Origin of the sequence: Paracoccus seriniphilus (genome assembly GCF_028553745.1) — a bacterium.
Taxonomy (GTDB): domain Bacteria; phylum Pseudomonadota; class Alphaproteobacteria; order Rhodobacterales; family Rhodobacteraceae; genus Paracoccus; species Paracoccus seriniphilus.
The window spans coordinates 399139-424134 of the sequence record NZ_CP067131.1; the positions used below are offsets into that span (position 1 = coordinate 399139).

Consider the following 24996-nt stretch of genomic DNA (forward strand, 5'->3'; position numbering starts at 1 on the left):
GCGATCACCCCAGCATCCGTGCGTAATCGCTGACCAGAAGATGCGTCGGCTCCTCGTCCTCTTCGATCGAGGAAAACCGGCCGATGGGTTCGCGGAAGATATTGTCCGTCTCGTCATCGTTCACGGTGGAAACCTCGCCGATCAGCACATCGCCACCCTCGCCCCAGAAGGCATGCCAGTCGCCAGGTCGCAGGGTCACGCTTTCGCCCGGAGCCAGTTTCAGCTTCTCTCCCGCCGCGTAATCATGCGCGATACCATCGCACCAGACACGCCCGCCGCGATCCTCGGCAAAATTGCCGTGATCGTCGCTGCCATACAGTTCGATCACCAGGGTCGCACCGCCCCGATTGATGATGTCCTCGGCCTTGATGACATGGGTATGCATCGGGGACAGCTGATCCTGACGCGAAATCAGTAGCTTCTCGGCATAGCACATGCCGGTGCCCTTTTGCAGATCGGACAACAGCCCGTTGCGCAGGGTGAACAGGAACAGCCCCATTTCATCGAAGTTTCCGGCACCGTAATCGGTGATGTCCCAGCCACAGCGCGCGTCGATGACGTGACGCGCCTGCGAGGCACGGGCGCGGAATTCCTCGGGCGTCCAGCGGGCGAAGGGGGGCAGGACAAAGCCGTACTCGCGGATCATCTGATCTGCTTCGGCCATGATGCTGTTGATGCGGGAACGTTTCATGCGGCTGCCTTTTGTCCATTCAGAATTTCCAGGACCATCGCGGCGGTCCAGGTAAAGCGCCCGCCGCCGCAAGGCTCTGCGGTAATGGGATCGTAATATTCTGCAAATCCCGACTCGGCAATCAGGCGCAGGCTGTCGTCGTCGATATGCTTCGCCACCTGCCGGTGCCCGGCTTTTGCGAATCCATCGGCAATCATGTAGTTCACCACCAGCCAGACCGGCCCGCGCCAATAACGCAGCGATTCAAACCCTTTGGCAGCAGGATCATGGCTGGGCACAAGAAAGCCACAGCGACGGGCCAGCAATCCGACCCGCCGAGCCAGAGCATCCACGCGATGATCAGGCAGACCTGCAAAGACCGCCAGAATGCCGCCGATTGACGGGCTGTCAACGGCGGCACCGATTGCCCGGTCAAAGCACAGATACTGCTCCAGTTTGTCATCCCACAGGCTTTCTAGCGCTGCCCGGCCGCGTTCGGCATAGGCACGGTTGCGCGCGGCCAATTCGGTTTCGCCCAGTTCCATCGCCAGATCGGCCAGCTCGTCACAGGCGCGGATCAGGATTGCGTTGAAACCAGGATCCACCACCCTGAAAGGTGACGCATCATGCAGCCGTGACGTATCCCAACCAAGCCCGCGGAAATGCTGGACCAGCCAGATATAGCGATCATATTGCGCCTGCGTGGGCCGGTGATCGGGATTGGCATGCAGGATGTCCTGACGGGTGAAGGGCTCAAGCCCCTCGGTTGGAACGCGGGCCAGGGCTGCGTCCCAGTCAATCGAATTGTCGCGCCCGGATTCCCATGGATGGATGATCGCGACCAGTCCGGTCCCTTGGGGATCGCGGGTCCGATAGAACCAGTCATGCCATGCGCTGACCTTGAACAGCAACGCGCGGGCGCGCCTCAGCGCCGCCGAACGATCCTTGGCCCGCGAAAGCAGACGCGCCATGGCAAATCCCGCCACTGCCGGCTGGGTGATCCCTGTCGTCGGGACGGGCCTGCCGGTCTGCCAGGTATCCGGCCCGGGAAAGTAGCTGTCGCTCTTCTCGTGAAAAATGATGTGTGGCACCATCCCGCAGGGCCATTGATGCGCCATCAGGGTTTCAATCTCGGTCCAGGCGCGCGCTTCGTCGAAATGCGCCTGTCCCAGAGCAGTCAGGCAACTGTCCCAGTTCCATTGATATGGATAAAGCCCTTTGGTCGGAACGGTATAGCTGCCTCTGTCATTCTCGGTCATGATCTCGACGGCACGCGCCATCAGGTCATCGGCTTGTTCTGGCATATCTGTCATCTCTACTGGACCGAAAGCCCGGTCTCTTTGTCAAACCATCGCACGCGGTCAGGCATTGGCGCCAGGTTCAGGCGGTCCCCCGGCTTGACGCGTGCGTCACTGTCGATAATCGCGCGAAATGAGGCGCCCTCTACATCGCAGGTCACCAGAATATGGGCACCAAGAGGCTCGACCACACGGATGGTGGCACTCAGTCCCTGCCCTGGCTCGGTCAGAGTCAGGTCTTCGGGGCGCACGGCATATTCGATCCGGGCATCGGTATCGGGTCCAATGACATCGGTTCCCGCAACGTGATATCGCCCAGCTCCCGTCTGTCTGGCCGGCAGGAAATTCATCGGCGGGTTGCCGATGAAACCGGCGACGAAACGCGCCGCGGGGTTGCGATAAACCTCGACCGGATCGGCGGATTGGACGATATGACCGCCGTTCATGACCGAGATCCGATCCGCCAGACTCATGGCTTCGACCTGATCATGGGTCACATAGATGGCCGTGGTCTTGGATTCTGCCAGCACACCTTTCAGTTCGGACCGCATTTCCAGACGCAACAAGGCATCCAGATTGGACAAGGGTTCGTCCATAAGGATCACTTCAGGCTCCATCGCCAAGGCGCGGGCCACGGCAACACGCTGGCGTTGGCCGCCTGAAAGCTGGCCCGAATAGCGTTTGAGCAATTGTTCGATATGCATCAGTTCGGCGCAGCGGTTCACGCGGCGCTGAACCTCGGGCTGTGCCATCTTTTGCATCCGTAGCCCGAAGGCGATGTTTTCGAACACGGTCAGATGCGGAAAGACGGCATAGTTCTGGAACACCATCGCGATGCCGCGTTCCTTGGGCGGCAGGTGATCGACGCGGCGCCCGCCGATCCACACTTCGCCCTGTGTCGGTGTCTCCAGCCCGGCAATGATGCGCAACAACGTGGTCTTGCCGCAACCCGAGGCGCCCAGAAGCACCATGAATTCGCGGTCGGAAATGGTCATGTCGACAGAGTGCAGGGCGGTAAAGGCCCCGAATGACTTGGCGACGCCCTTGATCTGGATCTCGGCCATGTTCGGCTCCTATCGGTTTGCAATGCCCCACATCGCGAACAGATATTTTCTGACCGCGAAGATGAAGATGAGGGCGGGAAGGACAAGTGCGGCAGCCCCGGCGAATTTCAGGTGCAGTGGCGACCAGTCGAGGGATTGCATCAGAAATGCGGTCAACGTGCGGTTCTTGATGGTCAGCACGGCTGCCGCGAAGACCTCGTTCCAAGAGATGACGAAGGCAAAGACCGCGCTGGCAGCAATTCCGGGCGCGGCCAGCGGAAGCACCACCTTGCGAAAGGCCTGAATTCGCGTGCAGCCCAGAGTGAAGGCGGCCTCTTCCAGTTCAAAGGGAATCCCGGAAAACAGCGAAAAGGTGATCAGGACCGCAAAGGGCAACGCCAGCGTCGTATGCACCAGCGCCAGACCCAGAATCGAATCGTCCAGACCCACGCGCAGGAACATCACCGCAAGCGGCAGCGCCAGCAAAGGCAGGGGGAAGGCCCGCGTCATCACCACCAGAAAGCGGAATACTTCCTTGCCCGGAAAGTCAAAACGCGACAGTGCATAGCCCGCAGGTGCCCCAAGGCCGATTGACAGGATCATGGTGACCACCGCCACCCGGATTGAATTCCACAGGGCGTTCAGCACGCCTTCGAATTCCAGGAAGAAGCGCAGCGAAGTCAGATCGAATGACGGAATGAAGGATTTGGGAAATCCGTTCACCTCTTCCGGGGTGGAGAGCGCGTTGACCATCAGCAGATAGATTGGCAGCAGCGTCCAGACGCAAAGCAGCACCACGCCGCTGATAAAGACCCAGCGTCCGGCCTTGCGGACCGAAGGGGGAGCCGTGACGGTATCGCTCATGACCGTGCCTCCTTGGGAACGTGCAGCGCACGCAGAATGATCAGTGTGAACACGACTGAAACCGCCAGAATCACCATCGCATAAGCGGCGGCGACGCCACGGTCCTGCAGGTTGAATTGCCAGTTGAAGGTTTCGCTCATCAGCACCGGCATCTGGGTGCCACCCAAGGCGATCACCACGGCAAAAACCTCGAATGCCAGAATGACGCGAAGGATCAGCGCCGTCTGTAGCGAGGGGCGCAGCATCGGCAGCGTGACCTTGTAGAAGCGCTGCCAGCGGGTTGCACCAAAGACTTCGGCGGCCTCGCCATATTCGCGCGGGATCAGCCCCAGACCCGCAACGAGGATCACCATCATGATCGCGGTTGCGCGCCATATCTCGGCCAGCATGATCGCGAACAGGATGACCCATGGCGACTGATAGCTGAGATACAGGATCGGCTTTTCGATCAGCCCCATATTGACCAGAATGCTGTTGAGAAAGCCCGATTGTTCAAAAATCGACAGCCAGATCAGCCCCGCCGCCAGATCCGAAATCCCCAGCGGAATCGCGAAGATATACAGGATCGCGCTGCGGCCCTTTTGCAGCTTTTGCACCACGGTCGCCATGGTCAGCGACATGGCAAGCTGGATTGGCACGACCAGCGCCGCCAGCAGCATGGTGTTCTTGAAGGCTTCGCCGAATTTCCAGTGGCTGCTTGCCTTCTGGAAATTCGCAAGGCTCCAGCTCCCGTTCGAGGTAAAGCTCTCGATGGCCACCTGCGTGAACGGATACAGAAAGAATATGATCAGAAACACCGTTGCGGGCAGCAACAGCAGATAGGGAATATAGCGCGGCATGATGACCCCGTGAATTCAGGATTGGCTGGTGCGGCCTGGATGGCCGCAACCATGCGCCCAGGGATTAATTGACCGGACATGCTCCTTCGGAGGGCGCATCCGGTAGCCAGCAGGGTGCCTGCGCTTCATCCATCAGCGCACGCAGGGCCTCGGCCTGCTGTTCCAGCGTCGGGCGGATTTCGCGTCCGGCGAGGATGATCTGTTCGAATGTGTCGACATAGACCTGATTGAACTGGCCGTTCAGATCGCCCATGCCCATCGGCAACAGAACAGGCAGCGCATCTTCGGCCGCCGTCATGGTCGCAATGGCCGGGCCCGAGGCCTTGACCGATGCCGGAACGTCATCCGGCATATCAACCGACACAACCGGATAGAAATTGGTGGCACGCAAGGTCGCAAGCTGGGTTTCAGGCTTCAGCATATAATCGATCAGAGCCTTGGCCTCGGCCATGTCTGGCGCAGTTTCGGGCACGCCCATACCGGCAACCACGGTCATGAATCCGCGTCCCTTGGGTCCGGCCGGAACCGGAAAGGCCACGAAATCGTCGGGCCGCGTGTTGAATGCCTCGGAAATGCGGGCGATGTGATCGAATGTCAGCCAGACCTCGTCATTGACCAGCTGCTCCTGCATGAAGTTGTAATTGGTCGAGGCAGGGTTGGCATATTGCCACAGTTCCCGAAACTTGCCCCAGGCTTCTTCGGCTTCGGCAGAGCGGAATTCGTTGACCGTCGAGCCGGTATAACTGGGCAAAAGGAAACCTTGGAAAAAACGGTGTTTCAGCCCCTTGGGACCGGCCGGAAAGCCGAACTTGGGACCGCCCTCGCCCTCGGCCATGGCCTTGGCCCAATCGATCAGCTGATCATAGGTAAGCGCATTCAGATCCGCGCCTTCGGGCAAGTATGCCAGCGCCTTCTTGTTGGCCACCATCAGGAATGTGGCCTGCATCCATGGGATGTATTTCTGCTGCTCGGTATCCAGCTTGCCCAGGGCCGCCAGTTCGGCAGGAATTGCCGAAATATCGATATCGCTCAGATCGGCAAGCCCACCACGCACGGCGGTCAGATCGCCGTGCAGACCACCCAGAACCCCGACGGCCCCCGATCCGGCGGACAATTCGGCCTGCGCACGTGTCAGCCACGGACCGCTTTCCGGCGCTTGGTAATCGACACCGGCTTCAAACCCGGCCACGACCTCATCGCGCATCTTCTGCGTTTCCTCGACAGGTTGCGCCTGCGTCGACCAGAACAGCACTTCCGCCTGCGCGGAAACCGCACCCAGCATTAGCGCCAGACCCGAAACTGCACCAAGAATTGGCTTGAATGATTTCATTGTCTTCCTCCCAAGAAGCCGCGAGATGCAGCAATTCCAACCACCCTGGCCTTGCACTGACCGGCGATTCCTCGTGCCACCAGTTTGATATAACGTTATATCACTGTCAAACACTTTCATTATTGCAATTTTTTGCGGCAGCAAGGTAATATTCTAAGGCAGACAACGGAAATCTGCCAAAACGATACATCTGGCGGAAATCATGAAGAAACCAACTCTCCGATCTGTCGCAGCCGAGGCCGAAGTCTCGGTCGCCACTGTCAGTCAGGTCCTGCGCGGCGTTGGTCGCATCTCGGAAGACACGCGTGAAAAGGTGATGAACGCGGCCAAAAGGCTGAACTATGTGCCTGACGGGCGCGCGGCCTCGATGCGCTCGGGCGAAGTGCGCGAAGTCGGCTTGCTGGTCCATAACGTCGCCAACCCTTTCAATGCCGAGGTCGTCAGCGGCGTCACCGATTTTCTGGACAGTCAGGGCTATCTCGCCTCGGTTCTCGACAGCCGGGACGATGCCACACGCCAACGTCGCCAGATCGAGCTGCTGGTGCGCAGCGCCCGTGCCGGGCTGATGTGGGTTCCCGCACGCGATACGCCAGCAGATACGGTCGCCCTGCTGCACACGCATGGCGTGCCAAATGTAACTTTCTTGCGGCACGCAGCCGGTCATGCCGCTGATCATGTCGGCATTCACAATCGTGCGGCCACACGCCTCGCGACCACGCATCTGGCCGATCTGGGGCATCGCTGCATCGCCTATCTCGGCGGAAATCTGGATGTTGAATCCCGTCTTGACCGGATTTCCGGCTATCGCGAAATCATGGCCGAGCGCAATCTGGCCCAGCCCGTCATCTGGCCCTGTGACGACAGCCGGAAGGCCGGCATGCAGGCCTTTCAGCAGTTGCATGTCGCCCATCCCGAAGTGACTGCGGTGGTGTGCAATGGCGACATGATCGCCCTTGGCGCCACGCTGGCCCTTGCCCGCGCAGGGCTGCGGCCGGGTCTGGATGTTTCCGTGGTCGGCTTTGACGGGATCGAAGAGGCCGCGCTGGCCGCCGAACCGCTGACGACCATATCGATCCGGCCCTATCAATTGGGCCAGACCCTGGCAGAGACATTGATCCGCCGAATCCGCACGCCTGCAGCACCCTATGCAGAGCTGCTGGTCCACGGCGAGCTGATCACGGGCGCAACAACCAACACCCTGCACCAATCGGCAGCGAGTTAGGCCTGCGCTCGTCCCGTTGTCACAAAGATGGCCCAGCTGCAAATTGGCCTGGCCAAGACCTGTCCATTGCGCACAAAGCCGTTATCATGGGACGGCGACACAGTTGAACAGCGGACGACATGGACCACCACAGCCCTCCCTTTGAACCTCCCCTGCCCGTCGCGATGCATCAAGAGGCTGTGCCCGCGCCGCCATGGTATGCTGCTCAGGCCGAATGCGCCGGACCCATGGCAATGGCGGCCTTGGCCGTGGGGCGGCTGGACGCGCTGATCGCGGGCATGCCGCGGGGTTGGCAGGCTGGCGCCATCCGCCGCATTGCCCTGATCGAAGTCGAGGCCATGCTCTGGGCGCAAGGGACCCCGATCCGGCGCGAGGAAATCGGCCGCGACGTCATGCAGGCGCGGGCCGACACAGATCTGAGTGCCATGCATCTGGCGCGTTGGGCCCTGCGTCGCCTGGAGGGTCGTGGCCAGTTGGACGACACCCGGGATTTCCTGGGCCTGCGCAAAGCCGATATGTCAAGACTGGCCGAGCCCATGGCGCTGCGCCCCGCCGGGGATGAATTCGATGAGGCCAGCGAGGAATTCGCCCGCAAACTGGAAGAGTTCGACGGCCTGCATCCGCTGGCACGCCCTCCGGTTGCCCGTATCCTGTGGCGATTGGCCGAGTTGTCGCCTGCCGATGATCTGACCGAGGCGGCCGTATGGACCGGGCGTTCCATGGCCGCCTGCTGCGAAACCCTGACCTTCGTGCCACTGGGACGGCATGGCCGCAGGATCTGGAATGACAGCGGCAACCCCGTCGACAGGATGACCCGGCATCTGGAAGCGGTGGCCGAGGGCGCAGCCGAGGCAAGGGTGCAACTGCTGCGTGTCAACAGCTGGGCCGAAGAGGCCAGATCGCGCACGTCACGGATCAAGGGCAGCAATTCGCTTCGGGTGATCGCCGCGCTGGCCGCGCAACCGCTGATGACCACCGCCATGGTGGAAGAACATGCCGGGATCAGCCGGGACACTGCCGAACGGCTGCTCAGCCGGATGCTGGCGATGGGTCTGGTGCGCGAAATCACCGGCACCAGACGTTTTCGCTTGTGGACGGCTGCGGCCTGATCAGGGGCACGGCTGGCGCAACACAGCGCAACCCGGCAACTCACCCATACCGGGCAGGTCGACCGCTTCGGTGTTGTAATTGAACCAGAAGCGTTCGCTGGCGGTATCGCGGCAGCGCACCCCATCAGGCAGCGCCATATGTGCAAGACCGCTGCGCTCACACAGATCGGCGACCAGACGATCAAGCGCCCGGGCGTCGCCCCATGCCCCCATATAGACAAGATTGCCGTCTCGCACAGCCAGCGCACGACCCTGCGCGTCCTGCAGCACGACCTGCCCGTCATGCTCCAGATGCTCGCGATAGCCGGTGATCTGACCGCCGCCCTCGATCGCTTCGGGGAGGTCGGGACGCAGGCTTTCACAACGGCTTACGGTCACTTTCAATCCGGGCAGTGCGGGTGGTAGCGGGACAGGTATGTTCATATGCGCATCGCGCGCGGCACTGCGCGGCCCCAGCAGAACCTGTGCGCCGCATTCCGCCAGCGCCTGTTTCAGCCGCGCGGGCATATGCATCAGACCAGGTGCCAGAATGACCCGGTAATCCGCCAGCGCGTCGTGATCGGGGGGGATGATATCCACCGAAAGACCGGCACGCCGCAGCGCACGGTAATGGTCAAGCACCAACCCGAAATAGGATAGCCCCTTGCCGTGTGGCTGCACCGCCCAGGCCCATTCCGCATCATAGTCGAAGATCAGGGCGACAGGGGCTGTCACGGGCTGCACATCCGGTGCATCGGCCAGTTCGAACGCGACCTGCCGCGCCTCGTCAAAGCCTTCCGCCTCGGCGCTGTCGGGGCGCAACAGCCCGGCATGCATCTGTTCCTGCGCAAAGGGGGCCTGACGCCAGCGGAAATAGCAGACGGCCTCGGCCCCATGGGCAAAGGCCTCCCATGTCCACAGCCGCACCATTCCCGGCGCGGGGGCTGGGTTATAGGGTGCCCAGTTCACCGGGCCGGGTTGCTGCTCCATCACCCACCAACGCCCGCGCCCGACAGCGCGGTAGAGGTCATGGTGAAAGGCCTGAAAATCCGGATCGCCCTGACGTGCAAAACGACGCTGATCTTCGACGCCCGCACCAACGCGGTCCTCAAGAAAACCAAGCGGATAGCTGTCCCAGGTCGCGATATCCAGATCTTCGCCCAGCTTGTAGTGATCGAATTCCGTCACCCGGCCCATGTAATTGTGGGACAGAGGCGCGTCGGAATACTGCCGGATGATCTCGGCCTGCATGCGGTTGTATTGCACCACCTGATCCGAGCTGAAACGGCGAAAGGCCAGCACATGCGCCGGATTCGGCTCGGTCACGGTCAGATTGGGCAGATCGATATCGTCGAAATCCTCATAGTCCATCGACCAGAAGACATTGCCCCATGCGCGGTTCAACGCCTCGATATCCCCGCCATTGCGATCCTGCGCCGGAAAGCGCGCGCGCAGCCAGTCCCGAAAGGCCGTGCGTGCGGCATCCGAGTATGACAGCACCGTGTCATGGCAGCCATATTCATTGTCGGTCTGCCATGCCCCGACATGCAGGTTGCGCCCATAGCGACGCGCAAATTCCGTCACGATCCGTGCGGATTCCTGACGATAGCCCGGATGGCTGAAGCAATAGTGACGGCGCGAGCCGAACTTGCGCGGACGCCCTTGGGCATCCACAGCCAGCATGTCGGGATGGCGATCCAGCACCCATTTGGGCGGCGTCGCCGTGGGCGTCCCCAGCACGACCTTCAGACCATGCGCACCCAGAACCTCGATGGCCCTGTCCAACCAGCCCCAGTTGAACTGCCCGGGCCTCGGTTCGACGCGGCCCCAGGCAAATTCGCCGATCCGCACCCAGGCCAGGCCCAGTTCAGCCATGCGGCGGGCATCTTCGGCCCATTGCGCCTCGGGCCAATGTTCGGGGTAATAGCAGACCCCCAGCTCACGTTTGCTCATTCCTGCAATATCACCTGCGGTTCGGCGCGTCCGGCATTGGCCACCGGCGCGGCATAGGTCATCCCAGCCCCCAGTTCCGAGACACCATCACCTGCTGTGGTGACAAACATGGTCTTGAAATCCAGGCCACCAAAGGCCGGACAGCTGGTCTGGGACGTGGGGATCTTCACCTGAGAAATCAGCAGGCCCGCATGGTCATAGCAGTCCACCCGCGAAGCACCCCAAAGCGCCACGCAAAAGTTGCCGTCTTCATCGGTCACGGCGCCATCGGCTCCGAAATCCTGTCCGGACAGATCAAGAAAGACCTCTGCTGCATCCAGCGGCCAGCCGGTCGTTTCCTCCAAAGCCTGTCGCATGACCTGCCCCTTGGCCGTATCGACGTAATAGGCAAGTGGGGAATCAGGCGAAAAGCAGATTGCATTGGTGATGGTCACGTCTGAAACCAGCCTGCGCAATTCGCCCCGATAGAAGCGATAGATCGCCCCGGCCCCTGGCTCGGCGTTCTTGCCCATGGTCCCGATCCAGAAACCGCCCCATGGGTCGGCGCGGCCATCATTGGAACGTGTCACCGGATTGTCGGCCTCCAGCGAGACGATCAGTTCACGCTGCCCAGACTGGATATCAAAGCGATAGAGCCCTGTCTCCGAAGCCATCAGCAGGCTGTCTTGATCAATCCAGCCTGCCGCCGAGACATGTTCATCAAAATGCCAGCGACGTTCGGGTCCGTTCAGGGGCTTGGCAAACATGGATTTGCCCAGAATATCGAACCAGAACAATTCCTCGCGCAGCGGATGCCACAGTGGTCCTTCGCCCAAACGGCAAACCGTGTCGGAAAAGACCTCAGCCGTCATGCGCCATAGGCCCTGTCATAAGCTGCCACGATCTCCTGCGCACGTTTTGCAACCTCGTCCGTGGAAAATCCGGGCTTGAAGATGGCGGTGCCGATACCGAAACCGGCTGCCCCGGCCTGCTGCCATTGGGCAAAATTGTCGGGCCCCGCACCGCCGACCGCATAGGTCTTGGTGCCTTCAGGCAGCACTGCGCGCATTGCCGAAAGCCCCGCCGTGCCGATCAGGCTGGCCGGGAACAGCTTCAGCCCGTCCGCTCCGGCGCGCAAAGCGGCGAAACACTCGCTGGGGGTCATCACGCCTGGATAGGACAGCATCCCTATCGCCTTGGTCGCGGCAATGACTTCGGGATTGCAATCAGGCGAAACGACCATCTGGCCACCGATCGAGGACAACTGCTGCACATCCTCGACCGTCAGAACCGTCCCGGCCCCGACAATGGCCCGCTCTCCGGCGATTTTCAGGATCTTCTGGATGCTGTCAAAGGGCTGGGGCGAATTCAGCGGCACTTCGATCTTGGAAATTCCGGCATCGATCAGGACCGTCGCGACCTCTTCAGCCTGATCGGGCGTGATCCCGCGCAGGATTGCGATAATCTCACGTTGCATTGGTGACTTCCTTCCATGCTGCGCGCGCAGCGCAAAGCCCGCGCATCGTCTGTTCTGCGACATCGCAGATTTCTGCTGTATTTCCCTGACTTTCCAGCGCTGCCTGATAAGACCGTCCAAGCCCCGAGGCCCCGATGATCGCCACGGGTTGATCCTGCCAGAAGCTGCGCGCGGCGGCCAGTTCGGTGCCAATCAGCAGCCCCGACAGGCGAGAGCGCGTCGCCACCGGCGCAACATTGCGCAGCAGCGAGGCCGCGCGCAGCGAAAACAGCTCGCTGGTCAATGACTGCGGCGCGTTCAGCGCATCCATAACGGCAATCAGGAAATGCTCCTGATCGAATTCATCCGTATCGACCGAATGGCGCAGGACCGATGCCCCGGACAACAGGGCGAACAACTCTCCTGTCATGAAGCTGCGGAATTCCAGCACCTTTCCATCACGGATGCGCACCCATTTGCAATGCGTCCCGGGCAGACAGACGGTGCCTTCAAAATCAGGCTTTTCCGCCAGGAAGCCGCCGATCTGGGTTTCCTCGCCGCGCATGACATCATCGGGCACATCCTGCCGCAAACCGGGCAGGATACGCACCGACAGGCGCGGATCGTTGGTTTCCACCCGGGTGGCGGCAAGGAAATCCACCGGGGAACAGGGCACGGCGCGATAAGGCGCCTCGGCCCAGCCTTGTCGCGAACCGGCCATGCCGCAGCAAATCACGTCCAGTCGTCGCGCCGATCCGGTGGCGGGGCCTATCAGCTCCAGCAGAACCGGTTCATATTCGGCCGCGCTCAAACTGGACATCCCCTTGTCGCTGTGGCGTTCCGCAATGACGCGGTTCTGCGCATCCATCAGCCAGACCCGCAGATTCGAGGTGCCCCAATCCACCGCAATCCACTCCGGCGCAGCCGGTTCCATGGAATCCGTGCCGCTCATCCTGTAACCACGACGCCGCCGTCAATGACCATTGCCTGACCGGTCATCATTCTTGACGCTTTCGATGCCAGGAACAGCACGCCGCCGACAATATCATCAGGATCCAGCGTATCCTTGAGGCATTGGCGATCAAGATGAGCCGCCAGACCTTCAGGCGTTACCCAGAGGTCTTTCTGCTTCTGCGTCAGCACCCAACCGGGTGCCAGCGCGTTGACCCTGATGCGATCGGGGCCGAATTCCCGTGCCAGCGCGCGCGACATGCCGTTGATGCCGGAATTGGCCGTGACATAGGCCGGATAGCCCGCATTGCCCATCATGTAGCTGATCGAGGAAAAATTGATGATCGAGCCGCCGCCCGCCTGTTTCATTTGCGGCAGAACCGCCTGCGCCGCGAAGAAATAGGCCTTGAGATTGATCGCCATTGACCAGTCCCAGAATTCCTCGTCAACCTCCAGCGTGCTATGGCGTTTGTCATTGGCAGCATTGTTGACCAGCACCGTCACCGGACCATGAGCTGCCCCGGCCTGTTCGACCGCGCCCTGCAGTGCCGCGGTGTCGGTAATGTCACATTTGATGAACAACGGCCGGTTGCCGGTCTTGTCGAACATCTCCTCGACGAATTCCGAGCTGTCAGAACGCTGGACAAATGCCACTTTCGCGCCCTGGCGCAGGAAGCCTTCGGTCAGGCTGGCGCCAATGCCGGACCCTCCGCCGGTGATGAATACCGACGCATCCTTCAGATCATGATAGGTCGCAATTTCACTCATCATTGGCTCTCCGTTCTGTCGGGGCGGGTCATTCTGCCCGCCGGAATTGCTGTAACCGCGCCCCTGTCACGCAGCGACGCGGTCCGGTCACAGTCGCATGCCTTCGATCACCCAGATGCGCTGGGGAAAGCTGTTGGGCAGGATCAGACCATGGTTCATCAGGAACTGGCCGCTCAGTTCCAGGGGCCCAGACTTCAATGCGGGTTCGCCACGCGAGGCAGGGCCGGCATCATCGCGGTTGCGCAGATCGACGCGATAACGCGCATCGGCTTGCAATCCGGTCAGGTGAAGGGGGCGCTGGGAAATCTGCGCCGAGGTGGTCGCAATCCCGGCAAACACCACGAAGCGCGCGCCGTCGCCTGCCAGCTGCTGTTCGGCGATCACCGCGGGATCGGCGCTGTCCAGCCGCAGGATATCAGCCTGCATCATCCAGTCGCGATTGGCCTTCCACCAGCCAGTGACATCGCGCAGGACCCCGGCTTCCTCGGGTGTCAGCTCGCGCGGGTCCATCTCGAATCCCATATGTCGTTGGGCCGCGACCCATGCCCGAAAGCGAATATCGAGCACCCGCCCCGAGGTATGACATTCACGCGGACCGACATGGCTACCGGTGATACAGGCAGGCAGGAACAGCGCCGCGTCGTGCTGGATGCGCAATCTTTCCTGCGCATCATTGCTGTCAGACAGCCAGACGCGATGCGTGCGCGACAATATCCCCGCGTCGATCCGCCCCCCGCCCGAGGCACAGCTTTCGATTTCAACATGCGGGAAATCGGCACGCAGCCGGTCCAGCAGATCATAGATGCCCCGCGTCTGCGCGGCATCCGGCATGGGCAGCAGGCGGTTGTGATCCCATTTGATATAGTCGATCTGATATTGCGACAGCATCGCCGCGATATGGTCATGCAGATAGTCCCGCACCGCAGGCAGGGCCATGTTCAGCACCATCTGCTGGCGGCCCAGCAACTGGTCAGCATCCCCCAGTGCCCATTCGGGATGGGCACGATACAGGTCACTGTCGGGATTCACCATTTCGGGTTCAAACCAGATCCCGAAGCGCATCCCCAAACCGTGGATGTGGTTGATCAGCGGGTCCAGACCGTCGGGATACTTCCGGGGATCGACGGTCCAGTCACCAAGCGCGCGCAGGTCATTGTCGCGCCTGCCGAACCAGCCATCGTCCAGCACGAATCTTTCTGCCCCCAGATCCGCAGCCAGGGTCGCAATCTGCTGCAATTCGCTGACATCATGGTCGAAATAGACTGCTTCCCAGCAATTGTAATGCACCGGGCGCGCCCGCGCCGGATCGGGAAAACGGATGATCGTGTCGCGGAAATGGCGCTGAAATGCCGTGGCGCAGCCGTTCATTCCCCTCTGGGAGAAACTGATCAGCAAGGGTGCTGTCTGAAAGCTGGTTCCTGCTTCCAGTTCGCTGCCTGCGGCATGGCCGAACTGGATCTGGCGGCGACCATCGGGAAGCTCTTCGGCGATCATGCGATGACCGCCCGACCATCCGTAATGGAAGGCATAGACCTGCCCCTGCGTATTCGTCGCGCCACGCACCGGGACGATCAGCCCGGGGAAATGTTCATGTCCACTGCGACCGGTGCGGGACTCGCGCATGCGGATGCCCGCGCCCCAGGTGCTGTGGCAGGGTTGGAATTCACCGATCCAGCGCCCTGAAAAATCGATCATCTCGTCGGAAAGCTGCGGAGCGGGCAGCACCGGAGCAGCCAGCCATTCGACGCGGATCGGCACCTCTGAATGCAGGCTGGCGCTGGCTTCGATGACACCCGAGGTCGCATGCAGCCGGAAGGTCGCCACATAGGTCAGCCCGAGATCGGCATCACCATAGGTCAGCCGGATGACACCGCCGTCCCGCGCGTCGCTGACATGGACAAGGCGCGGTGCCAAGGGCGTGCCATCACCAGCCCGCAGCACCATGCCCGGTTGCCCCGGAAAACTGCGGCGCGCCTCGGGACAGATGGACAGATCGGGAATGCCATCCATCATGCCGCCGGTATAATCCAGACGGTCCGCGGCCAGCATCATCTCTTCGCTGTCATCACCGGAAAGCGCCGGCCCCCAATAGATTGCCCGAGGCAAGCCCCCGCCCGTTGCGGCGAGGACAAGGCTTTGATCATCATGGCGCAGATGCCAGAGATGGCTCATTTGACGGCTCCAAGCGTCAGACCGGCAATGAAATGGCGCTGCATCAGGAAGAACATCAGCACCGGCGGCAGCGCGGCAAGGATCGAACCCGCGCTGACCAGATGCCATTGCGCGATCCATTGCCCGTTCAGCGACGACAGCCCCGCCGTGATCGGTTGAGATTCCGCCGAGGTGGTCAGAACCGTCGCCCAGAAATAGTCGTTCCAGATGAAGGTGAAGATCAGCACCGACAGCGCCGCGATGGCCGGACGCATCAGGGGCAGGACGACATGCCAGAAGATCTGCCACTCGGTGACACCTTCGACACGTGCCGCCTCGATCAGTTCATAAGGCAATGCCTTGATGAAATTGCGCATGAACAGGGTGCAAAATCCGGTCTGAAAGGCGATGTGGAACATCGCCAGCCCGGTCCAGCTGTTATACATGCCCATTTTCAGCGTCAGATCGCGCACCGGAACCATCAGGATCTGGAAAGGCACGAAATTGCCCGCAACGAACATGAAGAAGACGATCAGATTCAGGCGAAAGCCGTAAATTGCCAGCGCAAAGCCGGTCATGCAGGACAGGGCAACCGCCCCGATCACGGTCGGCACCGTGACCTTGAAGGAATTCAGCATGTAGCCGGCAATGGGCGATTCCGTGAAAATCTGGACGTAGTTCTCCAGCGCGATGGCCGAAGGAATGCCAAAGTAGTTGCCCTGGGCCAGGTCGGTTGCAGGCCGGATCGAGGTCAGCGCCACGCCCAGCAGGGGCAGCAGCCACACGACGAGCGCGACCGGCACGGCGATCTTGTAAAGCCACTGGCTGGCTGGCGAGGTTTGTTCAATTGGACGTGGAAACATGGCTCAGCGCCCCCTCTCGTCGCGCCACATCTTCCAGATGAAGCCCGAAATGAAGACCATCATGATCGCGAACAGAACAACGGCGATCGCGGCACCATAGCCCATGCGATACCCGTATTCCGAAAGCGCCTGTTCATACATGTAGAAGGACAGCACGCGCGAAGATCCATAGGGCCCGCCGTCAGTCATGACCGAGACAAGGTCGAAGGATCGCAGGGCACCGATCACCGTCACCACCACAGCGATGAAGGTCGCCGGGCGCAATTGCGGCAGGACGACATACCACAGCATCTTCCAGCCTTTCGCACCGTCAAGCCGCGCGGCCTCGATCTGGTCGGGAGCAACATTGTTCAGACCGGTCAGATAGAGGATCATCACATAGGCGATTTGCGGCCAGAGACCAGCGACAATGATGCCATAGGTCACGAAGCGGTCATCGGCCAGAATGGCGATCCCCTGCCCAGTGAAACTTTCGATCAGATTGTAGAACAACCCGAAATTCGGCGCGTAGAACCATGAAAACATCAGGCCGACCACGACCTGGGAAATCACGAATGGAAAGAAGAACAGCGACTTGTAAAGACGCATTCCCCGGATCGACTGGTTCAGGAATATCGCGATGAACAGGCCCGCCGGCAGCGCCAGCATATACAGAACCAGCCAGATCACATTGTTCTTCAGCGATGTGTAGAACGCGTCATCATCCAGCAGCTCGACATAATTGGCCAATCCCAGCCATGTCTTTTCGCCCAGTCCGTCCCAGTCGTAAAAGCTGATCCACATGCTTTGGAAAATCGGGATGATCACATACACGATGAACATGATCAGCCCGGGCGCAAGGAACAGCCACGGAGCCAGGTTCCGCCGCTTTGCCTTCCAGACGGTATTCGCCATCTTCAATCCCCGGTCATTCGGTGACGGCTGCCCCGAAGATGCGGGACAGCCGGTTGGTTCAAGTATCGGTCTCAGTAAACGCGGCCGCGAATCTTCTCGAGCCGCTCGAGGATCCGATCGACATTCTCTGGCTTGACCATGAATTCCTGGAAGCCCTCCATGCCGGCCTTGGCCATTTCTGCCGGAGCATCGCGGTCAAAGAACTGCGCGATCCCGCCATCGGCCGTGGACAGCATTTCGAAGCCAGCCTGCAGGAAGGGATCGTCGCCAACCGTTGCGTCCTTGTTGATCGGCAACTGACCCATCGCATTGTTGATGGTGGTCTGGGCCTCGGCCGTAGCCAGATATGCCAGGAACTTGCGGGCGTCCTCGGGATTCTTGGCACCCGTGGTCAGATGAACCGTATCGGTCGGAGCCTCTTCGGCGCGGGGCAGCCCTTCGGTGATTTCCGGGAAGCCCATGAAGCCAAGATTGTCATTCGTCATTCCGCCTTCCTTGAAGACGGCAACGGCGAAATTGCCCATGACATAATTCGCGGCCTTGCCTTGAACCAGCAATGCTGCCGCGTCCTGCCAGTCAAGTGCGGCATGGTTGCGGGTCAGATAGGGCTGAAGCTTGGCAAATTCCGCGAAGGCCGCCTTGACCCGGTCATCCGTCCAGGCGACTTCCCCGGCGGTCAACTGCATATGGAATTCATAGCCATTGGTGCGCAGGTTGATATAATCGAAAATCCCCGCCCCCGGCCACAGGGCCTTGGTTCCGGTCGTCACGCAGTCAATGCCTGCCGCCTTGAACTTTTCACAGTTCTGCAGGAACTGATCCCAGCTGACCCCTTCGGGTCCGGGCACTTCAACGCCTGCTGCCTCATAGGCATCCTTGTTATAATAGATGCCCCATTGATAGTAGGTATAGGGAACGCCCCATTGCTTGTCGTCAAAGGTCATCGACGGCAAGGCCGAGGCCAGCTTGTCCTTGAGCCCGTGCTCCTCCCAGACATCCGAGACATCGGCGAACTGGCCAGCATCGACAAAGGGTTTCATCCGGTTGCCGGCATACCAGTTGGCCAGATCCGGGGCATCGGCGCTGAGGAAATTCCGAATCGAGGTCTTGTAGCCCTCGTGATCGAAATTGTTCAGCTGCACCTCGATATCCGGGTTGGCCTCTTCGAAAGACGCGATCACCTCTTCCATCGCCGCCAGCGGCGCAGGATCGAAATCAGCGTTGTAGGTTACGACTCGTTTGTCCTGCGCCATGCCGGCGGTGGACATCATCAGAACCGCGGTAAGCGCCACTGCGCCTGTGCGATAACGGACCATGAAATCCTCCCAAAATGGTTCCATTATTCGAAACTTAGTCTTGAATATTGAAAACTATCTGCAACATTGGTATTTCTGTCAAGACCGAGATGCAGGAGAAACAGACGATGAGCGCCGAGGGCCATTCGGACGGAACTGTGGGAAAGGCGCTGGATGTGCTTGATATGGTTGCGAGTTTTGGGCGCCCCGTCCGCTTCGTCGACCTGCTTTCGCAATCGCCCTACCCGAAAGCGACTTTGTACCGCCTGCTGCAAACGCTGACGAATCAGGGGATGCTGCAGCATGAATCCGAGATGGGAACCTATGCGCTGGGTGTCCGCCTGGTCCGGCTGGCCCATTCGGCTTGGGCGCAGTCATCCCTGGCCCCCATCGCACGCCCGCATATCGACCGACTTGCCCGGCAGACCGGCGAAACCATCCATGTCGCCCAGCTTGACCGTGGGCATGTCCTCTATGTCGACAAGCGCAGCGCGGCGCAGACGGTCGAGATGTTCTCTCAGGCCGGGCGCGTCGGCCCCGCCTATTGCACCGGCGTCGGCAAGGCGATGATGGCCTTTCTTTCGCCGGATGCATTGCAGAACGCGCTGAATGCGCAAAGCTACCACCCCCACACGCCGACCACGCTCAGCAGTGCCGAAGCTCTGGTCAGCGAGCTGGAACAGATCCGGCGCGACGGCCATGCCTTTGACCGCGAGGAGCATGAACCCGGTATCATCTGCTGCGCGGTTCCCATTCTGGCGCGCGGCGGCTCGGTTCTGGGCGCCCTGTCGCTGACCGCGCAGACATCCAAGAGATCGCTGGACGAGCTGAGCAGGCTTGCCCCCGAACTGAAGCAGGTCGCGGCCGAAATCGCCCGCGATGTCGAAAACTGGCGTTTTCCGGAACGCAACACGGAGGAGACCACCCAATGACCGGCGTCACGCTGAAGAATGTGATCAAGAAATACGGCCCCGTTCAGGTGGTCCATGGTGTTGACCTGGAAATCGAAGATGGCGAGTTCTGCGTCTTCGTCGGCCCGTCGGGCTGCGGGAAATCGACCCTGCTGCGGATGATCGCCGGACTGGAAGAAACCACAGACGGGGCAATTCAAATCGGCGCGCGCGACGTGACCCATGCCGATCCAGCCGAACGCGGTGTGGCAATGGTGTTCCAGACCTATGCGCTGTATCCGCATATGACGGTCGAAGAAAACATGGGCTTTGGCCTGAAGATGAACGGTCAGCCCAAGGATCAGGTCAAGGCCAAGGTCGCCGAAGCGGCGCGCATCCTGCAGCTTGAGGACTATCTGACGCGCAAGCCCAAGGCCCTGTCGGGCGGTCAGCGTCAGCGCGTGGCCATCGGGCGGGCTATCGTTCGCGGTCCCGAGGTTTTCCTCTTCGATGAGCCGCTGTCCAACCTTGATGCTGAACTGCGCGTGGACATGCGCGTCGAGATTTCCCGGCTGCACAAGGAAATCGGCGCAACCATGATCTATGTCACCCATGATCAGGTCGAGGCGATGACCCTTGCCGACAAGATCGTGGTGCTGCGCGCCGGCTCGATCGAACAGGTTGGCAGCCCGATGGACCTGTATCAGGATCCCGACAACAAATTCGTCGCCGGTTTCATCGGCTCGCCCAGCATGAATTTCCTTGACGGAGTCGTGCAGGGAAACCAGATCCGCATTCCGGCCCTTGGCGACAGGATGATCGCCGCACCCCAACTGCCCGCGACCGCCTCGGGCAGGGTTCTGGTCGGCCTGCGGCCCCAGCATCTGCGGGTCAGCCCCGGTGGGTCCAGCCTGCGTCTGGATCTGCGAGAAAGGCTGGGCGGCGTGTCCTATGACTATGTCAATTGTCTTGATGGCACCCGTCTGGTCGCTGAATCGCGCAATGATGAAAGCCTGCCGGCAGGAACCGCCGTGGGCATCGACTTCGACCCCGCCGATGCGCTGTACTTCGACCCCGAAACCGAACAGCGCCTGCGTCCGGTAACACAACCGGCGATGGCCTGATCTCGGCAGTTCAGGCTGGGCCTTGCCGGGGGGTGGCCCCACCCGGCAAGGTCTGCGATCAGATCATGGCCTGCAATTGCCGTTCGATGGCGCGCCGCCCGCGCCGGTCGCGGATCTGTTCGGCGTAGAGGCTGAGCGGGCGCAATATCCTTGCGCCCCTTTCCGAGGTTTCCAGCTCGAAAACACGGCGCGCCGCGACAATGCTTGTGGTCGCGGCCGATACGGCGGCCACGGTCAGTTCCAGCCGGGTCAGATCCTCTCGGGTGGACAGGTCTGTGCCTGTCGCATCGCCACGGCTGAGCAGGGTCTCGATGGGTCCGACATCCACGAAGTCACCGCTGTTGAGCGGCATCTGCAACGTGACCTTGTCAACCGAAGTCTGATCTTCCGCCCGCACCTCGGATCGGTCCGCGACGGAAAACACCGTATGGTCGTCGCCCGCACATCTCTTCATCAGGATATCCAGGATATAGACCGGCTCGAAGCCCAGATTGCAGACCAGGATATGCCCCGTCAGGTCCCGTTGCCCCGCCACCGTGATCAGGATTTCGTTGCGGCGCTGCCGTTTCTGGCCCGACACGAAAATATGCAGATAGATGACCCAGACGAGCGCCGTGACAATCCCGACAGCCGCCTGAAGCAACGCGCCATGTTCATTCAGCCAAGCCAGCATCTGCGTCTCCCTTGATCACGGCATCCCTGCCCTTCATGCGTGAACAACGCGGACCTACGCCCGCCCGGTTCCGCAGCCGGACAGGCTGCCGCGTCCTCAGCCACGTGATGCCGAAATGCGAACTCGGTGTTGACCAAAATGCAAAAGACTGTTTTGCAATCGATTGCATTTGTTATATTTTAGGGAAGCAATGCATGAACCCCGGTTCGCAATGAAAGGCATTCACATGGATCGGAGCCGCAATGGTCATTACCCTTAAAGAGGTCGCCGAACGCGCCGGTGTTTCGCGTTCGGCTGTCTCGCGCACATTTACCAAGGGCGCCTCTGTCTCGGCCAAGACAAGACGCAAGGTCGAAAAGGCGGCCCAGGAACTGGGCTATTCACCCAATGTGCTGGCACGCAGCCTGAATACCGGCCGCACCAGCCTGATTGGCCTGGTGTCGAACAACTTCCACAACCCGATCTTCCTCGAGATCTTCGACCAGTTCACCCGCGGCCTGCAAGAGCGCGACCTGCGACCGCTCCTGGTCAATCTCTCTGATGAAACCGACCCCGAAAAATCGGTGAGGATGCTGCGTCAGTACTCGGTGGACGGAGTCATTGTCGCCTCATCGACCCTGCCGTCCGATTTCGCGCTGGCCTTTCGCGATGCCGGGGTGGCCGTGGTTCATGCCTTTGGCAAATACACCAGCTCTCCCAAGGTGCATATCGTGGGCATCGACAATGTTGAATGCGGCAGAATGGCCCTGCGCACCCTGGCGCAAAGGGGGTACAGCAAAGTCGGGTTCATTGGAGGGCCGGCAAGCGCGACCTCGACACAGGATCGAATGGCCGGCTTTCTGGACGAAGCCTCGCGCAATGCCCAACTGACCGTTGCCCATCGTTTTGCCGAGAATTACTCCTTTGACGCCGGGCGTCTGGCCATGCAGCAGCAATTGCAGGATGGTCTGGCCGAGGCCTATTTCTGCGCCGATGACGTTCTGTCCATCGGTGCGCTGTCTGCCCTGCGCGACCACGGGCTGACGCCCGGACGCGATGTCGGCATCATCGGGCTGAACGATATGGAAATGGCCGGATGGGCGGGGATCGATCTGACCACGATTCATCAGCCGATCAAGCAGATCGTCAGTTCCTCGATCGAACTGATGGCCGCCATGCTTAGCGAGCCCGACCGCTATCCCGAAGCGCGGCTATTTCCTTGCCGCGTGATCGAACGGGGGACCCTGCGCCCCGTCAACTGACCGCACCGCCAGCGCCTTCAGACCGGACGGGTGGACTCACGGATCATCAATTCATAGCCCAGATCGAGGTGACGCTGGTCGACCGAACCCGGCTGGGCTATTTCAGCCAGCAACATGGCAATGGCGCGCGCGCCGATTTCATGGCGCGGCGTTGCAACCGCCGTCAGCGCGGGCACCATCTGGCGCACCATCTCGATATCGTTATAGCTGCAGATTCCCATCTGATCTGGAACCGGAATATTGCGCCGCTTGGCCTCCATCAGCGCCCCGACGGCCAGGTCGTCATTGTTGCACATCACCGCGTCGATATCCGGGGCACGGGAAAGAAGCTGTTCCATCAGATAGCGCCCCATGCCCACCGAGGACGGCTGCGGCGTGGTGATGATGCGCCTGTCATCCAGCACCCCCGCGCTGGCGGTGAATTCACGAAAGGTGGCCAGCCTGCGTTGTGCGCGGGGATCCATGCGCGCACTGATGAACCCGGGGCGCCGATAGCCGCAATCCAGAAGGTGCCGCGCACCGCTGCGCACCGCGGCCAACTGATCGAAACCGACGCTCATGTCCACGGCTCCGGGCGAGATTTCCATGATCTGCACGACCGGACAGGACGCCGATTCCAGCAATGCCCGCCCTGCCGGTGTCTGATCCATCGACGAAACGATCAATCCGGCCGGGCGCTGGCTGAGGAAATTGCGGATCAGCCCTTCTTCTTCCAGCGCGCTATAGCGATAATTGCCGATCTGTATGAAGAATCTTGTCCCTTCAACCCCCTCATAGACGCCGCGCAAGACATCGGAAAAGACATTGTTGGTCAGAGAGGGCACCAACAGGCCAATGGTCGAGGTGCTGTGTGACGCCAATGCCGACGCCGCCGGATCGGGTGTATATCCCAGCCGGGAGATCGCCTCTTCGACCTTGCGCCGCGCGGTCTCGGAGACGATTTCAGGCGACCGGATCGTGCGCGATACGGTGATCGCGCTAACACCAGCTTCTCGGGCAACATCAACCAATGTCGGCCTTTTCGAACGGCCTTTTGTCTTTCGCACCATGGCGTATCGCTTTCCTATTCGCGGGGGCATTCTTGCCGAACCACCGGAATCATTCAAGAATTACTTGAAGATACAATATGTTCAGCTTGAACTGAATGATCTGAGCGTTCCGATTTCAACCAACATGTCGGTGACTGCACCGCATGAACGCCAGCCAGGGCAATCAGCGCCACAAAAATGATTGCGCTGTCATTTTATGTCACGTATCGTGCCGCAGACTCGCAGCCCGGACAGATTCCCGTGCCCGAGCACGTTGAAATTAGGGAGGAGCCCTGCCATGACCCTGACTCGCCGCAGCCTGTTTCTTGGAACCGCCGTTGCACTTGCCCTCGGCGGCGCCGCGCAAGCCCAGGAATTCACTTTCCGCATTCAATCCTCGGACCCCGCCGGCAACACGAACTTCGTGCTGCAAAAGGAATGGGCCGAAATGGTGTCGGAAAAGACCGATGGTCGCGTCGCCGTCGAGATGTTGCCCGTCGAAACCATCGTCGCCCATTCCGAAACGATGGATGCTGTCGCCGCGGGCATTCTGGACGGCCATTTCACCGACACATCCTATGCCTCGGGCAAGGATCCGGCTTTCGGCCTGATCGCGAACCCGGTGGGTGCATGGTCCTCGCCTGATCAGATGTTCGACTTCATGGAAAACGGCGGCGGCAAGGAACTGATGAATGAAATGCTCGAGCCCTATGGCCTGCATTTCATCGGTGCGACGACCCCGGGCCTTGAAGCCTTTGTCTCCAAGGTGCCGCTGGATGGCGTGGATGATCTGAAGGGCCTGAAACTGCGTGCCCCCGAAGGCATGGTGCAGAATGTCTTTGCTGCAGCCGGTGCCTCGCCTGTGAACCTGCCCGGATCCGAGGTCTTTACCTCGCTGGACAAGGGCGTGATTGACGCCGCCGACTATAACACATTTTCGACCAATGCTGCACAGGGCCTGCATGATGTGGCAAAGCATCCGGTCTATCCGGGCTTTCACTCGATGCCCCTGATCGAGGTGTCCGTCAACAAGGCCAAATGGGATTCTCTGCCCGACGATCTGAAAACCGCAATGGAGGATTCGGTGCGCGAATTCGCGACCTATCAGTCCGAGACGGTTCTCAAGCGCGACATGGAGGCCGTGGAAGAGGCGAAGGCCGGTGGCGAAATCACCGTGCACGACTGGTCTGATGAAGACCGCGCCAAGTTCCGCGCCATCGCCCGCAGCCAATGGGAAAAGGCTGCGCAGGCTTCGGAAAACTCGCAGAAGGTCTATGATCTGCTGACCACCTATCTGGTCGAAAACGGCCTGATGGCCGAAGACTGATCACGCTTTCCCTGAACATATCGCCCCCGGCCGCATGCCGGGGGTTTTT

The 24996-nt window shown here is 60.6% G+C and carries 23 protein-coding genes; 6 read left to right on the forward strand and 17 right to left on the reverse strand.

Annotation, left to right across the window (positions count from 1 at the left end; translation table 11 throughout):
• Positions 1 to 4 precede the first annotated feature (4 nt).
• From JHW44_RS18225 to JHW44_RS18250, 6 genes are all read right to left on the reverse strand, one after another.
• Positions 5 to 691, reverse strand: a complete 687-nt coding sequence (locus tag JHW44_RS18225; RefSeq protein ID WP_089345082.1) for a D-lyxose/D-mannose family sugar isomerase — start codon at positions 689 to 691, stop codon at positions 5 to 7.
• Positions 688 to 1974: an MGH1-like glycoside hydrolase domain-containing protein gene (locus JHW44_RS18230; RefSeq protein ID WP_089345108.1), complete on the reverse strand. Its 1287-nt coding sequence runs from the start codon at positions 1972 to 1974 to the stop codon at positions 688 to 690. The genes JHW44_RS18225 and JHW44_RS18230 overlap by 4 nt, the downstream gene beginning before the upstream one ends.
• 11 nt (positions 1975 to 1985) lie before the next feature.
• The gene (locus JHW44_RS18235; protein ID WP_089345081.1) at positions 1986 to 3032 is read right to left on the reverse strand and encodes an ABC transporter ATP-binding protein; all 1047 of its coding nucleotides are present in this window, start codon (positions 3030 to 3032) and stop codon (positions 1986 to 1988) included.
• Between the two features lie 9 nt (positions 3033 to 3041).
• On the reverse strand, positions 3042 to 3875 hold the full coding sequence (locus tag JHW44_RS18240) for a carbohydrate ABC transporter permease (RefSeq protein ID WP_089345080.1): 834 nt from the start codon (positions 3873 to 3875) through the stop codon (positions 3042 to 3044).
• Positions 3872 to 4714, reverse strand: a complete 843-nt coding sequence (locus tag JHW44_RS18245; RefSeq protein WP_089345079.1) for a carbohydrate ABC transporter permease — start codon at positions 4712 to 4714, stop codon at positions 3872 to 3874. Before JHW44_RS18245 ends, JHW44_RS18240 begins: the two co-directional genes overlap by 4 nt.
• A gap of 64 nt (positions 4715 to 4778) precedes the next feature.
• Positions 4779 to 6044: an ABC transporter substrate-binding protein gene (locus JHW44_RS18250; RefSeq protein WP_089345078.1), complete on the reverse strand. Its 1266-nt coding sequence runs from the start codon at positions 6042 to 6044 to the stop codon at positions 4779 to 4781.
• Positions 6045 to 6246: 202 nt separating this feature from the next.
• On the opposite strand from JHW44_RS18250, the gene JHW44_RS18255 reads away from it, so the two are divergent.
• Together JHW44_RS18255 and JHW44_RS18260 are read left to right on the forward strand one after the other, a co-directional pair.
• Complete coding sequence (locus tag JHW44_RS18255; protein ID WP_089345077.1) at positions 6247 to 7266, forward strand: LacI family DNA-binding transcriptional regulator; 1020 nt, start codon at positions 6247 to 6249, stop codon at positions 7264 to 7266.
• Between the two features lie 119 nt (positions 7267 to 7385).
• Positions 7386 to 8375 (forward strand): Fic family protein, encoded by a 990-nt coding sequence (locus tag JHW44_RS18260; protein ID WP_089345076.1) that lies wholly within the window; start codon positions 7386 to 7388, stop codon positions 8373 to 8375.
• Here JHW44_RS18260 and JHW44_RS18265 read toward each other — a convergent pair whose 3' ends face one another.
• From JHW44_RS18265 to JHW44_RS18305, 9 genes are all read right to left on the reverse strand, one after another.
• A complete protein-coding gene (locus tag JHW44_RS18265; RefSeq protein WP_089345075.1) occupies positions 8376 to 10307 on the reverse strand; it encodes a beta-galactosidase in 1932 nt (643 codons plus the stop codon).
• Positions 10304 to 11158 carry an SMP-30/gluconolactonase/LRE family protein gene (locus JHW44_RS18270; protein WP_089345074.1) on the reverse strand — a complete coding sequence of 285 codons (855 nt, stop codon included), beginning with the start codon at positions 11156 to 11158 and terminating at the stop codon, positions 10304 to 10306. The genes JHW44_RS18265 and JHW44_RS18270 overlap by 4 nt, the downstream gene beginning before the upstream one ends.
• Positions 11155 to 11763: a 2-dehydro-3-deoxy-6-phosphogalactonate aldolase gene (locus tag JHW44_RS18275; protein WP_089345073.1), complete on the reverse strand. Its 609-nt coding sequence runs from the start codon at positions 11761 to 11763 to the stop codon at positions 11155 to 11157. The genes JHW44_RS18270 and JHW44_RS18275 overlap by 4 nt, the downstream gene beginning before the upstream one ends.
• Complete coding sequence (locus JHW44_RS18280; protein ID WP_245847261.1) at positions 11753 to 12694, reverse strand: 2-dehydro-3-deoxygalactonokinase; 942 nt, start codon at positions 12692 to 12694, stop codon at positions 11753 to 11755. The genes JHW44_RS18275 and JHW44_RS18280 overlap by 11 nt, the downstream gene beginning before the upstream one ends.
• Positions 12691 to 13461, reverse strand: coding sequence for an SDR family NAD(P)-dependent oxidoreductase (locus JHW44_RS18285; protein WP_089345107.1), 771 nt, complete (start codon positions 13459 to 13461; stop codon positions 12691 to 12693). Before JHW44_RS18285 ends, JHW44_RS18280 begins: the two co-directional genes overlap by 4 nt.
• An 87-nt stretch (positions 13462 to 13548) precedes the next feature.
• The gene (locus JHW44_RS18290) at positions 13549 to 15633 is read right to left on the reverse strand and encodes an alpha-galactosidase (protein ID WP_089345071.1); all 2085 of its coding nucleotides are present in this window, start codon (positions 15631 to 15633) and stop codon (positions 13549 to 13551) included.
• A complete protein-coding gene (locus JHW44_RS18295; protein WP_089345070.1) occupies positions 15630 to 16475 on the reverse strand; it encodes a carbohydrate ABC transporter permease in 846 nt (281 codons plus the stop codon). Before JHW44_RS18295 ends, JHW44_RS18290 begins: the two co-directional genes overlap by 4 nt.
• Before the next feature lie 3 nt (positions 16476 to 16478).
• Positions 16479 to 17369: a carbohydrate ABC transporter permease gene (locus tag JHW44_RS18300; protein ID WP_089345106.1), complete on the reverse strand. Its 891-nt coding sequence runs from the start codon at positions 17367 to 17369 to the stop codon at positions 16479 to 16481.
• Between the two features lie 71 nt (positions 17370 to 17440).
• The gene (locus JHW44_RS18305; protein ID WP_089345105.1) at positions 17441 to 18685 is read right to left on the reverse strand and encodes an ABC transporter substrate-binding protein; all 1245 of its coding nucleotides are present in this window, start codon (positions 18683 to 18685) and stop codon (positions 17441 to 17443) included.
• Positions 18686 to 18774: 89 nt separating this feature from the next.
• Here JHW44_RS18305 and JHW44_RS18310 point away from each other — a divergent pair, with 89 nt between their 5' ends.
• Positions 18775 to 19596, forward strand: a complete 822-nt coding sequence (locus JHW44_RS18310; protein ID WP_272850347.1) for an IclR family transcriptional regulator — start codon at positions 18775 to 18777, stop codon at positions 19594 to 19596.
• Complete coding sequence (locus tag JHW44_RS18315; RefSeq protein WP_089345069.1) at positions 19593 to 20678, forward strand: ABC transporter ATP-binding protein; 1086 nt, start codon at positions 19593 to 19595, stop codon at positions 20676 to 20678. Before JHW44_RS18310 ends, JHW44_RS18315 begins: the two co-directional genes overlap by 4 nt.
• Before the next feature lie 58 nt (positions 20679 to 20736).
• Here JHW44_RS18315 and JHW44_RS18320 read toward each other — a convergent pair whose 3' ends face one another.
• On the reverse strand, positions 20737 to 21351 hold the full coding sequence (locus tag JHW44_RS18320) for a hypothetical protein (RefSeq protein ID WP_089345068.1): 615 nt from the start codon (positions 21349 to 21351) through the stop codon (positions 20737 to 20739).
• Positions 21352 to 21593: 242 nt separating this feature from the next.
• Here JHW44_RS18320 and JHW44_RS18325 point away from each other — a divergent pair, with 242 nt between their 5' ends.
• The gene (locus JHW44_RS18325; protein ID WP_089345067.1) at positions 21594 to 22592 is read left to right on the forward strand and encodes a LacI family DNA-binding transcriptional regulator; all 999 of its coding nucleotides are present in this window, start codon (positions 21594 to 21596) and stop codon (positions 22590 to 22592) included.
• A gap of 17 nt (positions 22593 to 22609) precedes the next feature.
• Here JHW44_RS18325 and gntR read toward each other — a convergent pair whose 3' ends face one another.
• The gene (gene gntR / locus JHW44_RS18330) at positions 22610 to 23671 is read right to left on the reverse strand and encodes an HTH-type transcriptional regulator GntR (protein WP_336385723.1); all 1062 of its coding nucleotides are present in this window, start codon (positions 23669 to 23671) and stop codon (positions 22610 to 22612) included.
• A 247-nt stretch (positions 23672 to 23918) separates the two neighbouring features.
• On the opposite strand from gntR, the gene JHW44_RS18335 reads away from it, so the two are divergent.
• Positions 23919 to 24947, forward strand: coding sequence for a TRAP transporter substrate-binding protein (locus tag JHW44_RS18335; protein WP_089345065.1), 1029 nt, complete (start codon positions 23919 to 23921; stop codon positions 24945 to 24947).
• Positions 24948 to 24996 lie beyond the last annotated feature (49 nt).

Coding starts and splice junctions, on each gene's coding strand:
- JHW44_RS18285 (WP_089345107.1), bottom strand. CDS start 13,461: ATGAGTGAAATTGCGACCTATCATGATCTGAAGGATGCGTCGGTATTC.
- JHW44_RS18280 (WP_245847261.1), bottom strand. CDS start 12,694: ATGAGCGGCACGGATTCCATGGAACCGGCTGCGCCGGAGTGGATTGCG.
- JHW44_RS18260 (WP_089345076.1), top strand. CDS start 7,386: ATGGACCACCACAGCCCTCCCTTTGAACCTCCCCTGCCCGTCGCGATG.
- JHW44_RS18275 (WP_089345073.1), bottom strand. CDS start 11,763: ATGCAACGTGAGATTATCGCAATCCTGCGCGGGATCACGCCCGATCAG.
- JHW44_RS18270 (WP_089345074.1), bottom strand. CDS start 11,158: ATGACGGCTGAGGTCTTTTCCGACACGGTTTGCCGTTTGGGCGAAGGA.
- JHW44_RS18225 (WP_089345082.1), bottom strand. CDS start 691: ATGAAACGTTCCCGCATCAACAGCATCATGGCCGAAGCAGATCAGATG.
- gntR (WP_336385723.1), bottom strand. CDS start 23,671: ATGCCCCCGCGAATAGGAAAGCGATACGCCATGGTGCGAAAGACAAAA.
- JHW44_RS18230 (WP_089345108.1), bottom strand. CDS start 1,974: ATGCCAGAACAAGCCGATGACCTGATGGCGCGTGCCGTCGAGATCATG.
- JHW44_RS18335 (WP_089345065.1), top strand. CDS start 23,919: ATGACCCTGACTCGCCGCAGCCTGTTTCTTGGAACCGCCGTTGCACTT.
- JHW44_RS18240 (WP_089345080.1), bottom strand. CDS start 3,875: ATGAGCGATACCGTCACGGCTCCCCCTTCGGTCCGCAAGGCCGGACGC.
- JHW44_RS18325 (WP_089345067.1), top strand. CDS start 21,594: ATGGTCATTACCCTTAAAGAGGTCGCCGAACGCGCCGGTGTTTCGCGT.
- JHW44_RS18265 (WP_089345075.1), bottom strand. CDS start 10,307: ATGAGCAAACGTGAGCTGGGGGTCTGCTATTACCCCGAACATTGGCCC.
- JHW44_RS18245 (WP_089345079.1), bottom strand. CDS start 4,714: ATGCCGCGCTATATTCCCTATCTGCTGTTGCTGCCCGCAACGGTGTTT.
- JHW44_RS18310 (WP_272850347.1), top strand. CDS start 18,775: ATGCAGGAGAAACAGACGATGAGCGCCGAGGGCCATTCGGACGGAACT.
- JHW44_RS18320 (WP_089345068.1), bottom strand. CDS start 21,351: ATGCTGGCTTGGCTGAATGAACATGGCGCGTTGCTTCAGGCGGCTGTC.
- JHW44_RS18315 (WP_089345069.1), top strand. CDS start 19,593: ATGACCGGCGTCACGCTGAAGAATGTGATCAAGAAATACGGCCCCGTT.
- JHW44_RS18235 (WP_089345081.1), bottom strand. CDS start 3,032: ATGGCCGAGATCCAGATCAAGGGCGTCGCCAAGTCATTCGGGGCCTTT.
- JHW44_RS18295 (WP_089345070.1), bottom strand. CDS start 16,475: ATGTTTCCACGTCCAATTGAACAAACCTCGCCAGCCAGCCAGTGGCTT.
- JHW44_RS18305 (WP_089345105.1), bottom strand. CDS start 18,685: ATGGTCCGTTATCGCACAGGCGCAGTGGCGCTTACCGCGGTTCTGATG.
- JHW44_RS18255 (WP_089345077.1), top strand. CDS start 6,247: ATGAAGAAACCAACTCTCCGATCTGTCGCAGCCGAGGCCGAAGTCTCG.
- JHW44_RS18290 (WP_089345071.1), bottom strand. CDS start 15,633: ATGAGCCATCTCTGGCATCTGCGCCATGATGATCAAAGCCTTGTCCTC.
- JHW44_RS18300 (WP_089345106.1), bottom strand. CDS start 17,369: ATGGCGAATACCGTCTGGAAGGCAAAGCGGCGGAACCTGGCTCCGTGG.
- JHW44_RS18250 (WP_089345078.1), bottom strand. CDS start 6,044: ATGAAATCATTCAAGCCAATTCTTGGTGCAGTTTCGGGTCTGGCGCTA.